This is a genomic window from Prosthecobacter fluviatilis, assembly GCF_055388355.1.
Window position 1 is genome coordinate 4515443 of record NZ_AP043782.1, and the last position, 13520, is coordinate 4528962.

Annotated in this window: 12 protein-coding genes; 6 read left to right on the forward strand and 6 right to left on the reverse strand. The window is 60.0% G+C overall.

Features of this window, described 5'->3' with window-relative positions; genetic code table 11:
• Positions 1–14 precede the first annotated feature (14 nt).
• The gene (folP, locus tag ACZ5WW_RS17575; protein WP_377165852.1) at positions 15–863 is read right to left on the reverse strand and encodes a dihydropteroate synthase; all 849 of its coding nucleotides are present in this window, start codon (positions 861–863) and stop codon (positions 15–17) included.
• Entirely contained in the window at positions 860–1672 is an 813-nt protein-coding gene (locus ACZ5WW_RS17580; protein WP_464694169.1) for a histidinol-phosphatase HisJ family protein, read from the reverse strand. Before ACZ5WW_RS17580 ends, folP begins: the two co-directional genes overlap by 4 nt.
• A gap of 69 nt (positions 1673–1741) precedes the next feature.
• On the opposite strand from ACZ5WW_RS17580, the gene ACZ5WW_RS17585 reads away from it, so the two are divergent.
• Together ACZ5WW_RS17585 and ACZ5WW_RS17590 are read left to right on the forward strand one after the other, a co-directional pair.
• A complete protein-coding gene (locus ACZ5WW_RS17585) occupies positions 1742–2395 on the forward strand; it encodes an HAD family hydrolase (RefSeq protein ID WP_377165848.1) in 654 nt (217 codons plus the stop codon).
• A gap of 58 nt (positions 2396–2453) precedes the next feature.
• On the forward strand, positions 2454–3329 hold the full coding sequence (locus ACZ5WW_RS17590; protein ID WP_377165846.1) for a L,D-transpeptidase: 876 nt from the start codon (positions 2454–2456) through the stop codon (positions 3327–3329).
• 383 nt (positions 3330–3712) lie between these two features.
• Here the strand turns inward: ACZ5WW_RS17590 and secD are convergent, their stop codons facing one another.
• Genes secD through tgt form a run of 3 tightly spaced genes read right to left on the reverse strand, consistent with a single transcriptional unit; the run spans position 3713 to position 7667 of the window.
• The gene (gene secD / locus ACZ5WW_RS17595; protein WP_377165844.1) at positions 3713–6133 is read right to left on the reverse strand and encodes a protein translocase subunit SecD; all 2421 of its coding nucleotides are present in this window, start codon (positions 6131–6133) and stop codon (positions 3713–3715) included.
• 41 nt (positions 6134–6174) lie between these two features.
• Positions 6175–6528 carry a preprotein translocase subunit YajC gene (gene yajC, locus ACZ5WW_RS17600; RefSeq protein ID WP_377165842.1) on the reverse strand — a complete coding sequence of 118 codons (354 nt, stop codon included), beginning with the start codon at positions 6526–6528 and terminating at the stop codon, positions 6175–6177.
• Positions 6525–7667 (reverse strand): tRNA guanosine(34) transglycosylase Tgt, encoded by a 1143-nt coding sequence (gene tgt / locus ACZ5WW_RS17605; protein WP_377165840.1) that lies wholly within the window; start codon positions 7665–7667, stop codon positions 6525–6527. The genes yajC and tgt overlap by 4 nt, the downstream gene beginning before the upstream one ends.
• A gap of 119 nt (positions 7668–7786) precedes the next feature.
• On the opposite strand from tgt, the gene ACZ5WW_RS17610 reads away from it, so the two are divergent.
• From ACZ5WW_RS17610 to ychF, 3 genes are all read left to right on the forward strand, one after another.
• Positions 7787–8773, forward strand: a complete 987-nt coding sequence (locus tag ACZ5WW_RS17610) for a porin family protein (RefSeq protein WP_377165839.1) — start codon at positions 7787–7789, stop codon at positions 8771–8773.
• A 67-nt stretch (positions 8774–8840) separates the two neighbouring features.
• A complete protein-coding gene (locus ACZ5WW_RS17615; protein WP_377165837.1) occupies positions 8841–10193 on the forward strand; it encodes a FecR domain-containing protein in 1353 nt (450 codons plus the stop codon).
• 64 nt (positions 10194–10257) lie between these two features.
• Entirely contained in the window at positions 10258–11373 is a 1116-nt protein-coding gene (ychF, locus tag ACZ5WW_RS17620) for a redox-regulated ATPase YchF (RefSeq protein WP_377165835.1), read from the forward strand.
• Positions 11374–11432: 59 nt separating this feature from the next.
• On the opposite strand, the gene ACZ5WW_RS17625 is transcribed toward ychF, so the two are convergent.
• A complete protein-coding gene (locus tag ACZ5WW_RS17625; protein WP_377165833.1) occupies positions 11433–11957 on the reverse strand; it encodes a hypothetical protein in 525 nt (174 codons plus the stop codon).
• Between the two features lie 180 nt (positions 11958–12137).
• On the opposite strand from ACZ5WW_RS17625, the gene ACZ5WW_RS17630 reads away from it, so the two are divergent.
• A complete protein-coding gene (locus ACZ5WW_RS17630; protein ID WP_377165831.1) occupies positions 12138–13517 on the forward strand; it encodes a DUF1501 domain-containing protein in 1380 nt (459 codons plus the stop codon).
• The last annotated feature ends 3 nt before the right edge of the window (positions 13518–13520 follow it).

Consider the following 13520-nt stretch of genomic DNA (forward strand, 5'->3'; position numbering starts at 1 on the left):
TTTCCCAGAGCGAGCTAGCGCGCGCGAGTGCTTTCCACGGCCCAGAGCATCTTCACCGTCTGCACGGCGGCTTTGACGTTGTGTACACGGAAGATCTGCGCACCCCGGTGCATGCCTGCGGCGATGCATGCCTGAGTGCCTGCATCGCGTTCCAAGGCCGGGATGCCCAGCACATCGCCGATGACCGTTTTGCGTGACACCGGCAGCAGGATGGGGCGCTCGAAGCGGTGAAGGCGCTGGAGATCGCGGTAGATCGTGAGGTTGTCGTCTTTCTGTTTGGCGAAGTCGATGCCGGGATCGAGCACGATGTTTTCGCGCGGCAGGCCCACACTCTCCGCCAGCACGAGGCGCTGGGTGAAGAAGTGGTCCAGCGTGTCCATGATGCTGCCATACTGCACATGCGTGTGCGGCACCTTGGGCTGGCCGACGCTGTGCATGATCAGAAGACCGGCATTGTGCTCCGCGCAGAGCTTGGCGTTGAAGGCATCCGGCAGGCCGCTGATGTCATTGATGAGGTCGCCCCCACGAGGCAGCACCTCGGCGATGACATCGCTGCGCCAGGTGTTGATGGAGAGCAGCGGTGAGTTGAAGCGGGAGCCGAGCTCCGGCCATTTTTCGAGGAAAGGCAGCAGGCGGTCGATCTCCTCCTGAACGCTGATGGGCTCGCGGTTGGTGCGGGCACTTTCCGCGCCGATGTCGATGATGTCCGCACCTTCCTGAAGCTGCTGTTTGGCCTGTGCGAGCGCCAGCGTGGGGTCCAGGGTACCGTCTCCGCAGAAGGAGTCGTCGTTGATGTTGATGATGCCCATCACCAGCGGTCGGCGGGGGAACTCAATGCGGTGCTGGCGGGCTTGGAGGATCATAGCGGCCAGGCCTCCGGCAGAGGGACCACCTTGCGCTGGCGTTTCTCAAAGCGGACGGTGGTGGTGTAACCGACGCTGCGGACCAGATTGAGAGCCTGGTTGAAGTCCACGCCCACGTCCGTGGGAATGTGGGCGTCTGAGTTGATGACGATGGGGACTTTGGCTGCAAAGGCCATCTCGAGCATCTCGCGGGCGGGGTAGATCTCGCGCACGTCTTTACGCAGGCCGGCAGTGCTGACTTCCAGAATGCCATCGGTATCCACCAATGCCTGGATGACGGGCTCGTAGTAGTGGCGCAAATCGCCGGAGGGTCGGAGACCGAAGCGCTTGGCGAGGTCGGGGTGGGCGTGGAAGTCGAACTGGCGGGTACGGATCATCTGCTCGTAGAGTTTCCAGTACATGCCCCACATGTGCTCAATGTCGGAAGCCGTTCGCCAGCGGGAGACGTGCTGGGGGTCGTCCACGGCAATGCCGTCGTGGATGTAATGCACGCTGCCGATGAGGTAGTCCCATTCGGCCATGGCGGCGGTTTCATCGATCCACTTTTGATAACCCTCGATGTGGTCGCACTCGAGGGCGAGGCGGATGGGGAAATCCGGCAGCGCCGCACGGGCTTCGTTCACCAGATCAAAGTAGCGCGGCAGGTCGGAGAGCGGCATGCGCCAGTTGTCATAGATCTCCGGCATGGGGTTGTGGTCGGAGAGGCCGATCTCCGCGAGGCCGATGCTCCGGGCGTGCCGTGCGTAGTCGATGGGGTTGCCCTCGGCATGCAGACAGAGCGGCGTGTGCGTGTGGTAGTCGGTGAGCATGGGAGTTTTTCGCTGCATTGGGCGAGCTGGCAAGTTGATCGCACCGCATTTCGCGGGCATGAGAGAGGCATGGCCAAACTCCAAGCCTTCATTTTCGACCTCGACGGCACGCTGATCGACTCGCTCGCGGACATCGCGGAATCCATCAACCGCATGCTGGACGCGCGGGGGTATCCGCGTTGCGAGCAGGGGGTGTTTAAGCAGATGGTGGGAGACGGGATGGAAAAACTGGTGGAGCGTGCACTGCCGGAGGCGGTGCGCAGCGAGGCGCTGATCAAGGTCTGTACCGAGGAATATCGGGCGCAGTATGATCTTCTCTGGCATGAGCAGACACGGCCGTATGAGGGCATCGTGGAGATGCTGGCGGAAATGAAGCTGCGTGGGATGAAACTGGGCGTCATTTCGAACAAGTCTCACCGCTTTACCGTGCCGATGACGGAGCATTTCTTTGGGACGCAGGTGTTTGACCACATCCTGGGCCAGCGCGCCGAAGTGCCTCGTAAGCCGGATCCTGCAGGCGCGCACGAGATGGCGGCCTTTCTGGGGCTGCAGACGAACGAAATGGCCTATGTGGGAGACTCGGGCATCGACATGCAGTTTGCCCGAAGCAGCGGCATGCGTGCGGTGGGCGTGCGCTGGGGATTTCGCAGCGAGGCGGAGCTGCGCGAGTGCGGGGCGGAGGTGCTTATTTCCCGGGCTGCGGATTTGTTCGATCTTTGCTAAAAATATAGTTTCCGCTGGTACTTGAGCGCTGGTGGAGGTCCGTTAGTGTCGGGGCGCTGTGAAATTTCAAACCTCCCTTTCCCTGACGCGTGCCGCACTTCTTCTCGGTACGGTGTTGCTTGCCTCCTGTCAGCTGTTTCGCAAAAAGCCGCCGGCACCTCCGCCTGAACCGGTTAAGGAAGTGTGGAAATACCCGGGTGAGTGGAGCGGCGGGAACAAGCCCATCACGAGCATGGTCATCAATGTGGATGTGCAGCGTGCCATGCTCTACAGCGGCAGAGATCTTGTCGGCTGGACCTACTTCGCCAGCGGCATTCCCAGCTTTCCGACACCCACAGGGAACTTCAAAATCCTTGAGAAGGTGAAAGACAAGGTCTCGAATCTCTACGGCAAGGGCTTCGACAAAGACGGCAAGCTGGTGAACTCCGACTTCAAACAGGGCCGTGATCTGCTGCCGGAAGGCGGCCATTTTGAACCCGCCAAGATGACCTACTTCATGCGCCTCACCGGCGACGGCGTCGGCATGCACATCGGCCCGATTCCAAAGCCCGGACGGCGTGCTTCGCATGGCTGCATCCGTCTGCCATCCAAAATGGCACCCATCCTGTTTGAGCATACCGCCGTTGGTACACCGGTCACCATCACAGGCAACGGGCCGGATTATGCGACCTACCTCAAGCAATCGGCTGAAAAGGCGAAAGCCAACGCTGCAAAGCTGGCTGCGTCGAAAAAGAAAGCTGAAGAAGCGGCCGCTGCGGCCGCAGCCGCTACTTCGCTGGCCCCGGATGATCCCAACGGACCCAAGGGCGGAGTCGTGACGCCACCTGCGGGGACGACGCCTCCGCTAGGAGCACCTCCGGGCACGCCTGCCTCGCCACCGGTTGAAGTGAAACCGGCAGAGCCTGTCAATCCGGTGCCACCCGTGAATAACTAAACGGCAGCAAGCTCGGTCAAGAAGGGGGCGGCAGAAATGCCGCCCTTAACTTTTGTGATGGCCAGACGCAGGCCAGCTCATGTTTGTGACCAAGGCTGGCCGCCCGCGCAGCGCGTGGCTGTATGGTGAAACCGGTCTCGCAGACGGACCTGAGTTTCGCGGCCCGATGCAAAATCCAGACTGCAGCCAGTTGCTGCTTTCACTCAGGAACCTCTGTCATCCTTGACTGGCTCCTGCATGTCTCACAGGTCATTTGAGAAACCAACCTGCTGCAGCTATGACTGCCCACCTCTCCTCCCGAGGCAAGGCTGGCCCAGGGGACCATCTTGCCGCAGGAGCGGCCAGAAACGAAATTCCAGCCAAGGTTCGTGAAGACTTCAGGGTTACTTTTTGCTGGCAGCCGCGGCTGCTGCAGCGACCGCCTGTGCGCCCTTCATCTGCTCGATCTGGGCATCGAGCACCTGGCGCTTGAGGCTGGTGCCGGACTTCCTCGCGTACCACAGCACCAGCGGTGAGGCGATGAAGATGGAGGAGTAGGTGCCGAGCAGAACACCGATCGTGATCGGCATGGCAAACTCAAGCATGGCGGGATTGCCAAGGAAGAGCAGCACAACCATCGGCGCGAGGGCGGTCGGGCCGGTGAGGAGCGTTCGGGAGAGGGTCTTGCAGATGGCCTCGTTCATCATGTCGCGCATGCTGCCGCCCGTGCCCTTCTGAATGGTTTCACGGATTCGGTCAAACACGACGATGGTGTCATTGATGGAGTAACCGGCGATGGTGAGCAGTGCGCCCACATGGATGATGCTCAGCTCCTGGCCAAACAGCACGCAAAGGCCGGGGACCATGAGCACGTCATGGAAAAGGGCGATGATGGCACCCAGGGCGAAGGCGACTTCGTAGCGCATCATCAGATACCCAAAGATGGCAACCAATGCGATGAGCATTGCCCAGAACGACTGCTTGGCGAGTTCGTCTCCGATGACTGAACCTACAGTCGCGATGCTGGTGCCAGCGACGATGTCACTCTTCCATTTTCCATTGATGGCGTGCTGAATGGCCGTTCCGCTGAGCTCTTCGCAGCGGATGCTCAGATTGACCGCTCCGGTGGCGTCATTCTTGCGCTGAATGTAATAGCTGCCGAGATCGCTGCCGTTCTCCTGCTTAAGCCCTTTGAAGAGGGCGTCAAATTCAGTGTCGGGGATGTCCTTGCCCTTGGCCAGTGTCACATCCACACGGCTGCCGCCGCGGAAGTCGATGCCAAAGCTGGAGCTGCCTTTGTAAGCAAGAGTGCCGAAGGAGATGGCGGTGACAACGAGCGAGGCGATGATGAACTTCGGAGCAGATGAAAGGATGTCGAACACCTTGTCCGGGATGATCTTGGTCGTGTGAATCTTGTGCAGGATGCCCTTGTCCACGACCCACATGAAGATCACGCGTGTGACGATCAGGGCGCCGATCATCGAGGAGATCAAACCAACCATCAGGGTGACGGCAAAGCCTTTGACCAGGCCGCCGGAGATGACGAAAAGGATGATGGCGGAGATGAGGGTGGTGACGTTGGAGTCGGCAATGGCGGAGAATGCCTTGTCATAGGCGGCTTCCAGGGCGGCTGCGAAGGTCTTGCCTGCCTCCATTTCTTCACGCAGACGCTCGTAGATCAGCACGTTTGCGTCCACCGCCATCCCGATGGTGAGCACGACACCGGCGATGCCCGGCATGGTGAGTGTGAAGCCAAACAGGGCCATGGCGCCGAAAAGGATCGCAATGTTGATGATGAGGCCCACAATGGCCACGATGCCGGCTAGGCGGTAGATGAACATCATGAAGCAGGTGGTGATGATCAGCGCGGCGATGCCGATCCACTTGCCCTGGTCGATCGAGGACTGGCCGTAGGCAGAAGAAACCGAGCTCTCGGAAAGGATCTTCATCGGGTTCTGCAACGGATTGCTCAGCAGTGTGGCCAGCGTGTCAGCCTCCTGCTGGGAGAAGCCTTTGCCGCCGCCACCGGAAATTTCCGCCCTGCCGCCGAACTGCTTGGCCTGCAGACGGGGTGCGGAGTGAATCTGGCCGTCCACGATGATGGCCATTTCATGCTGGTAGTGCACCGCGGCAAGTTCATCAAAAAGCTTGGCACCCTCGCTGTTGAACTGGAGCGCCACCTTGTTGCCTTCTGCATCGACGGTGCGGAAAGCTTTGGAAACGTATTTGCCTTCGATGTCCGGCACGTCGCGGACGAGTTCGGAGCGGTTGATGACGGAGCCGTCTTTGGCCGTGATGGGAGTGCTGTAGGGCATCTCGATCCACCCTGGTTCCTTGATGCCGCCACGGGCTTTGATCTGCTCAAGCTTGGCCTGACTGTCAGGATGGACCCTGCGGAATTCCAGGTGGGCCACTGTCTGGATGGTTTTCCGCACTTCCTTGATCTCCTCTTCTGTGATGCCGGGCATCTGAACGACGATCCTGTCAGTGCCTTCAGGCTGGAGGGTCAGGTCTTTCGAGGCGTCGGGATTGAGGCGTCTTTCCAGGATGGCGATCGCCTGCTGCACGTCGCTGCTGGTCACGGCCTTGGGGCTTCCGTCGTCGTTCTTGCCCGGGGCAAGCTGAACGATGAACTCACTTCCTCCCTGGAGGTCGATGCCGAGCTGCAGCTTCATCGCCTTCACCGTGTAGATGGAGGAGAAGGCGGTGAGCGCGACGAGAAGCGTACCCACCCAGCGCTTGGTCTTGTGAACGGCGGTGCCGACATAGACGAGCAGCATCATCAGGAGAGTGGCACCGACAAAGAAGGTGGCGAAGGGATTCATGAACAGTGGGGCTGGTGGGTTGGGAAAATCAGAGAGGCCGCTCAGGCTTCGGTCGCTTCAATGACGTCAGATTTTTTCGTCACTGCGGCGATCTTGACGCGCTCAAACTGAACCTTGACGTTGTCGGCGATCTTGACCATGACGGTCCGGTCCTTCACGCTGGTGATGATGCCATGCATGCCGCTTTCCATGATGACGTGATCATCCACGGCAACGCTGCTGATGAGCTTTTGGTGCTCCTTCATGCGCTTCTGCTGCGGACGGAAGATGACGAAGTACATGATCACGATCATCAGGATCGGAAACATCATTCCATTGCCAAAAATGCCGCCGACAGGTGCGCTAGGCGCTCCCTGGGCAAGAAGAAGGGTGTTTTCGAGAGAGATAGAGATCATGATTCGGAAGCTGCGGGGGTGGACTTGTATTTCGCGACGACCTCAGCCCGGAACTCGGCGAAACAACCCTGATCGATCGCTTGACGTGCCCTGGACGTGAGGGACGCGTAGAAATGCAGGTTATGAAGAGAAATCAACCGCAAACCCAGAATCTCCTGAGCCTGAACCAAATGGCGGATGTAGGCGCGTGAGAAGCCCTGGCACAGGGGGTGGGTGTCTTCGGCGATGGGGCGGAAGTCCCGGGCATAGCAGGCGTTCCGGAGATTCATCATCCCCTCGTGGGTGAAAGCGGTCCCATTTCTGGCCAGCCGGGTGGGAAGCACGCAGTCAAACATGTCAATCCCTCGGGCGATTAGCTCGATGACCTGGGGAGGGGTGCCAAGGCCCATGGCATAGCGGGCTTGATTCGCCGGGAGGTGGGGGGTGACCCATTCGGCGATGCGCATCATGTCCTCCTCGGGCTCTCCGACGCTGAGACCGCCGATGGCGTAGCCGTCGAAGCCCATGGCCACCAGCTCGCGGGCGGATCTTTCGCGCAGCTCTTGATAGACGCTGCCTTGTACAATGCCAAAGTGCTGCTGCGCCCCGCCGCCGGTTTGGGGGCGGTGTTCATCGATCCAAGTTCGGCATCGCCGCGCCCAGCGCAGGGTCAGGTCCAGGCTTTTTTCCGCCTCTTTGGCCTCGCATGGGTAGGGGGTGCACTCGTCAAAGAGCATGGCCACGTCCGAGCCCAGGGTGGCCTGGATCTCCATGGAGGTCTCCGGGCCGATGAACATAGGCGTGCCGTCCAGGTGATTCTGGAAGTGGCAGCCTTCCTCTTTGATCTTCCGTAGCTTGGCCAGTGAAAAGACCTGAAAGCCACCGCTGTCCGTCAAAATAGGGCGGTCCCAGTTGGCAAAGGCGTGCAGACCTCCCGCTTCTTTCATGATCTCCATGCCCGGGCGGACAAAGAGGTGGTAGGTGTTTCCGAGGATGATCTGGGAATTGAGCGCCTTCAGCTCATCCGGGTGCATGGCTTTGACCGTGCCTTGGGTGCCCACCGGCATGAAGACGGGAGTCTCCACCACCCCGTGGGGCGTTATCAGCCGTCCACGGCGTGCGTGGGAGGAGGGGTCGGTGGCAAGGAGTTCGAAAGGCATGGTGCAGCCGGAAAAAGGGCGCGGAGTTTCGCCGATGTGGCGTAAAGAGCAAGCAGGAGGCGACAAAGGCGGTATTTCAGCGCTTGACGAAATCGGTGCAGGTTTATAGAAACGTGCCAATGTTTCTAAATAAATCTTTCATTGCGTTGTCATTGGGGGTCGTTGGCAGCTTGGCAGGCGCCCTATCTGCAATGGGTCAAAGCCCCGCTGTGGATCGCGCAGTGATTGATCAAACGATAAGCGAAGCGCTGCGCACCACTGCTCAGGAAAAGCGTGCCCAGACAGCGGGCTCTGCCGCGACCCAGGCGGAGATCAACCTGCTGGACCGGGAGTTTGGCGTGCAGAATATCAGCGGGCTGGTGCAGCGGAAGCCGGAACAGTTTCTCCTTGCGCTTGAGGCCAGCGGTTTTTTCACCTCAAATGCCGCATTGGTTCCCGGCCCGGAAAGTTCGGACTGGGTGAGCCGCACGGGCCTGCGCGGAGCGTGGTTTCCGAAGCTGACAGAGCGCATCAACCTGCTTGCCATGTCGTACTACTCGCTTTGGCGCTATGCAAATCTTCAGCAGCTCGATTTCGATGATTTTGGCGGCCAGTTTGGCTTGCAGTATCAGGTAGGGCGCGGAGAGCTTGCTGGGGGAAACTCCCGTTTCAGCGCATGGGGCCAGTACCGCTATCAGCGCCTGAGTTCACCTTGGAACTGGGGAAACCGCCTTTATGAAAACCATTTTCTGGAGGTCGGCTTGCGCAAAGGCTGGCGGCTCAGCCCGGATATCAGCGTCTGGCTGGGCGGCAATGCTGCCGTAAGTGTGTCTGGTGCGCCTGATTTTTTCCGACGCAGCGAATACAGCGCCCAGGCCGGGGCTGCATGGCAGGTGATGCCAAAGCTGACGCTCACCACCCTCTACCGCTTTGCATGGTTTGATTACGTCAATGTTAGCCGGAATGATCTGAATCACCTGCTGTTTATGGGGCTGGGCTACCAATTGACCAGCAACCTCATGACGCAGGTTTACGTCAGCGGCGTTTTCAACCACTCCGATGTCAACGCCTTCGACTACAAGGTGCTGAATACCGGCATGGGGGTGGTGTTCGCTTATGCCTGGTGACGCCAGGCTGCACCTTTCACCGTTTTTTGGCAGTGTCCGTTCCAATACCTGAAATAAAAAGACTCCCATGAAGCAACCAGTCCTCTTACTGTCTCTGATGGCAGTGGTGCAAACCACGGCTCTTACCGCAGGGTCCATCACGCTTTCAAGCGGCAGCGTGAAAACGGCAGGCAACCAGGTGACGACGGGGGGTGATGCCCGCGCTCAAGCCACAGTGGATCAGCGCGGCAGTGTCGTCCGGCTTGGTTCCAACACCTCCGCTCAGGTGGGTGACCGGGGTGATGTTTCGCTTTCCAAAGGAGTGCTGCTGATCTCCTCCGGGGATGGCTTTCTGCGCCGTCCGGCGGTGCACGTGACGACGCCGCAAGGTGAGGTCACGGTGCGTGGCTCCGCCATCGTGGCGGTCCTACCGGATGGGTCGGTCAAAATGACCTGTTTGGAAGGCGGTGTGCGTGGGGACTTGGGCGGCCAGAGCATGGCCTTGAATCCTGGCCACCTGATCGTTCAGCGTCCCGAAGGCACGCGCGACACCGTTCAGGTAAATCTCAACACGCTTACTCATTCCAGCCTGCTGCTGGACAACGCCAGCTTCAGGCAACCCTTGGCCGCAGCACCGGAAATCCGTCAGGAAGTGGCGCATCAGGCTCAGCTGTTTGCGGGCACGCTGACGCTTGCCCGCAGTGACAGCAGCGGGGGCAGCACCCAGAAAATCACCCAAGCTGCCGCCGGCGAATACAAGGCGGCTCAGGCGAAAAGTGACAGTCCGGGGCTGCTGACGCGCATTTTCGGCATTGGGGCCTCGAACAGCAGCGCTGGCAATGGCACTGATGCCTCCGCATCAACGGAGCAGGGGGGGAATCCACCACAGACACAAACGGGCAACTTTTTGTCTGTGTCCCCGGGCGGCACCAATCTGCTGCGGGTCTCTGGAGAAGTTTCTGGCAGCAATGTATTTCTCGTCAGCTCGGGTTCTTCCGGCAGCCTGGCGACGGGGTCGCTCTCCATATCTGCTGCGGATAACCAGACCCAGCGCATCCTCACGGTCAGTCCCAACGCGACCACCACGCTCTCCAATCAATCCGCCCCGCATCTGGTGCTGGCCAACGGCAGCACCCAGCAGCTTGTCACCCAGTCCTCTTTGACCTTTTCCGGAAATGCCACTGTGCTGTCAGGAGCCACTCTGACCAAAGCGGGGACCGGCACTCTCACGCTCGGCAATTCTGTGCAGGGGGCCACAGGGGTCACTGTAAGCAGTGGCAGTCTTGTGCTGCAGGGCCCGGCTGCCCAGCAGTACCTCAGTGGCAATCTGACCGTCACAGGCCCCGGGGGGGCTGCGATTACTCCCACGGGTGGCGGCGGCGGGGTTCTCACCTTCCAGCCCACCACGACCAGCACCACTTCGGGAAGCGGCACGCCTTGATTTCAGCTCCGGACAGAGAAGCAGGCTTGCGCTATTCCCGCACACCGCTACTCTCGCCGCCCTTATGCTCAGAGCCGGAATCGTAGGCCTCCCTAATGTAGGCAAATCCACCCTTTTCAACGCCGTCACCCGCACCCGCAAGGCGGAGGCGGCCAACTATCCTTTCTGCACCATCGAGCCCAACACAGGCGTGGTGACCGTGCCGGACGAGCGTCTGGCAGCGCTCTCCAAGCTCTCCGGCTCCCACAAGCTGGTGCCTGCCGCGATCGAGTTCGTCGACATCGCCGGTCTGGTGAAGGGTGCCGCCCAGGGCGAGGGGCTCGGAAACAAGTTCCTGAGCCACATCCGCGAGGTGGACGCCATCGTGCACGTCGTGCGCTGCTTCGAGAATGGAGACATCACCCACGTGAGCGGCACCATCGACCCCGTGACCGACATCGAGGTCATCAATACTGAACTCATCCTCGCCGACATGGAAGCCGTGCAGCGCCGCAAGGAAAAGGGCGAGAAGAAGGCCAAGAGCGGAGACAAGGAGGCAAAGGCCGAGATCGCCCTGTGTGAGAAGCTCATCCCCCACTTTGATGCCGGCAAACCAGCCGTGACGCTGGAGTGCACGGATGACGAGCGCAAGCTGCTGAAGTCATTCTTCCTGATCACCTCCAAGCCCTGCATCTTTGCCTGCAACGTGGCAGAGGACGAACTGGCCAGCGCCTCAAACGATCCGGACAACCATCCCTTCGTGGGCAAGGTGCGCGAGTATGTGCGCCATGCACATGAGGCCACTGCCGTGGTCGTTAGCGCCGCCATCGAGAGCGAACTGATCGACCTGAGCGAGGAAGAGGCCAAGGCCTACCTGGCGGACATCGGAGTGACGGACAGCGGTGTTTCACGCCTCATCAAAGGCGCGTATGATCTGCTGGGACTGCAGACCTATCTGACCACGGGCGAGAAAGAAACCCGCGCTTGGACGATTACCAAGGGCATGAAAGCTCCGCAGGCTGCGGGTGTGATCCATGGCGACTTTGAACGTGGCTTTATCGCGGGCGAGATCGTGCATTTCAATGACCTCATCGAGCTCGGCTCCACCGCCAAGGCCAAGGAGAAAGGCAAGTGGCGCATCGAAGGCAAGGAGTATGTCATGCGCGACGGAGACGTCGTGGAATGGCGCTTCAACGTGTGATGCCGCGGGGCGGGTGTTTCAGCCCGCCGCCGCTTTTCCATCGAAGCGCAGGTTCCGCATCACGGGTTTTCTCTCCAGATGCGTCCCTGGCCCGTGCGGAAGCTGCGTTCCAGGCTTCCATAGAGTGAATTGAGCCGGGTTTCTTCCTTGATCACAAATTCTACCGTGTGGGCATGGGTGGAAGCCGGATAATTTTTGACCACCTTGGGATTGGTCAGATCAGGTGACACGCGGCCCGCCGCCTGTTCGAAAAGCCCCTTGGCCCGATCCAGGGCCTGGGTGCCTGCGCCCACGGTGCTGCTGCCTGTTTCAGGCTTGTAGGGCTCCAAAAAATAGAAACGGATGATCTGAGCGGAGTTGAGCGTCAGGTTCACCTCGACCACCCGGGCGACGCCATCTGAAATATACTCGTGTTTGGACAGAGCAATGATCGCATTGCAGCGGACGAGGTAGTTGCCGCCCTGCAGGCGGGCATCCCAGAGGCCGTCACGCGTCACATCGTCCTGGGCTGTCGGAGTTGCAGGACTCTGCGCTTGAAGAGAAATCGTCAAAAACAACGAGAGGATAATGAGGAGAGTTTTCATGGGCTGAGTAGGAGGAAGACTAGCACTAAGGTGGCATGAAAGGACAACCCTTTATTTGGGGGAATGTTTCCGCCGAAAGAAAAAGGAGGCCGGAAAGGCCCATCTTCAAAAGTGGCATCATCCATTCAGTTTCCTGGCCGGAGCGCGTACTTTAAACCCAGACAACCCCTCACGCGCACCATGTTCAAGTTCTCCGGCCAAGGCTCCATCACCAATTGCGACGGCATCACGCGTCGTGACTTCTTGCAGGCAGGCGCGCTCGGCGCCATCGGGCTGACGATGCCTGGCTTTGCCAAACTGAAGGCGGAAGGGCGGGTGGACGCGAAGAAGAGCAACAAAGCCTGCATCATGATCTTCAACCTAGGGGCACCGAGCCAGCAGGACCTGTGGGACATGAAGCCGGATGCGCCGAGCGAGATCCGCGGGCCCTTCAAGCCGATCCGCACCAAGAGCGATGCGTTTGAGATTTCGGAAATCCTGCCGCTGCACGCAAAGATCGCGGACAAGTTCAGCCTCGTCCGCTCCTGCTACCATACTGCCGCCGCAGTGCATGACACGGGGCACCAGATGATGCAGACGGGCCGGCTTTTCACCGGCGGTGTGAACACGCCGCATGTGGGCAGCGCGCTGGAGTTTCTGCAAGGCCGCCGCAGTGACCTGCCCGCCCATGTGATCCTGCCGGAGTCGATGGGACCCACGGGCGGCAACATGCCGCACGGCCAGGACGCCGGATTCCTTGGAAAGTCTTACGACCCCTTTGTGCTGAACGCAGACCCTGCGGTGAAGGATTTCAAGGTGCCGGATCTGCTGCCGCCGAAGGAGATCGGCGAGGTGCGCCTGGAGCGCCGCCGTGAGCTGCGGGAGCTTGTGGACAGCAGCGTGCGCAATTTTGAATACAGCGAGCAGGCAAAGCTGATGGATTCCAACTTTGAGTCCGCCTACCGCATCATGACGAGCTCGCAGGCGCGTGAGGCCTTTGACCTGACCAAGGAGCCGATGAAGGTGCGCGAGCGTTACGGCCTGAACCGCTTTGGCCAGAGCTGCCTGCTGGCGCGTCGTCTGGTGGAGCGCGGCGTGCGTTTCGTGACGGTGAACACGTTTATCACCGTGTTTGGCGAGATCACCTGGGACATCCACGGCTCGAAGCCTTTCACCAGCATCGAGGGCATGCGCGACATCGTGGCCCCGATGTATGACCAGGGTTACAGCGCGCTGATCGAGGATCTCTTTCAGCGCGGCATGCTGGATGACACGATGGTCACCTGCCTCGCCGAATTTGGCCGCACCCCCAAGATCAATCCTGCCGGCGGCCGCGACCACTGGCCGAACTGCTGGACGGTGAATTTTGCCGGTGGCGGCGTGAAAGGCGGCCACGTGGTGGGCAAGAGCGACGACATCGGTGGCTACCCCACCGAACGCCCTGTGGCGCCAAAGGAGATCGTTGCCACGATTTATCAGGCCATGGGAATCGACCTCACCACCGAGTTGCCCGGGCCGCAGGGCAGGCCGTACCCGGTCGTGGATTTTGGAACGCAGGCGATCAAGGAGCTGTTTGCGTAACAC

What these genes read in the sequence shown, in the direction of transcription:
- folP (WP_377165852.1), bottom strand. Translation starts at nt 863, where the DNA reads ATGATCCTCCAAGCCCGCCAGCACCGCATTGAGTTCCCCCGCCGACCG.
- ACZ5WW_RS17580 (WP_464694169.1), bottom strand. Translation starts at nt 1,672, where the DNA reads ATGCTCACCGACTACCACACGCACACGCCGCTCTGTCTGCATGCCGAG.
- ACZ5WW_RS17585 (WP_377165848.1), top strand. Translation starts at nt 1,742, where the DNA reads ATGGCCAAACTCCAAGCCTTCATTTTCGACCTCGACGGCACGCTGATC.
- secD (WP_377165844.1), bottom strand. Translation starts at nt 6,133, where the DNA reads ATGAATCCCTTCGCCACCTTCTTTGTCGGTGCCACTCTCCTGATGATG.
- yajC (WP_377165842.1), bottom strand. Translation starts at nt 6,528, where the DNA reads ATGATCTCTATCTCTCTCGAAAACACCCTTCTTCTTGCCCAGGGAGCG.
- tgt (WP_377165840.1), bottom strand. Translation starts at nt 7,667, where the DNA reads ATGCCTTTCGAACTCCTTGCCACCGACCCCTCCTCCCACGCACGCCGT.
- ACZ5WW_RS17610 (WP_377165839.1), top strand. Translation starts at nt 7,787, where the DNA reads ATGTTTCTAAATAAATCTTTCATTGCGTTGTCATTGGGGGTCGTTGGC.
- ACZ5WW_RS17615 (WP_377165837.1), top strand. Translation starts at nt 8,841, where the DNA reads ATGAAGCAACCAGTCCTCTTACTGTCTCTGATGGCAGTGGTGCAAACC.
- ychF (WP_377165835.1), top strand. Translation starts at nt 10,258, where the DNA reads ATGCTCAGAGCCGGAATCGTAGGCCTCCCTAATGTAGGCAAATCCACC.
- ACZ5WW_RS17625 (WP_377165833.1), bottom strand. Translation starts at nt 11,957, where the DNA reads ATGAAAACTCTCCTCATTATCCTCTCGTTGTTTTTGACGATTTCTCTT.
- ACZ5WW_RS17630 (WP_377165831.1), top strand. Translation starts at nt 12,138, where the DNA reads ATGTTCAAGTTCTCCGGCCAAGGCTCCATCACCAATTGCGACGGCATC.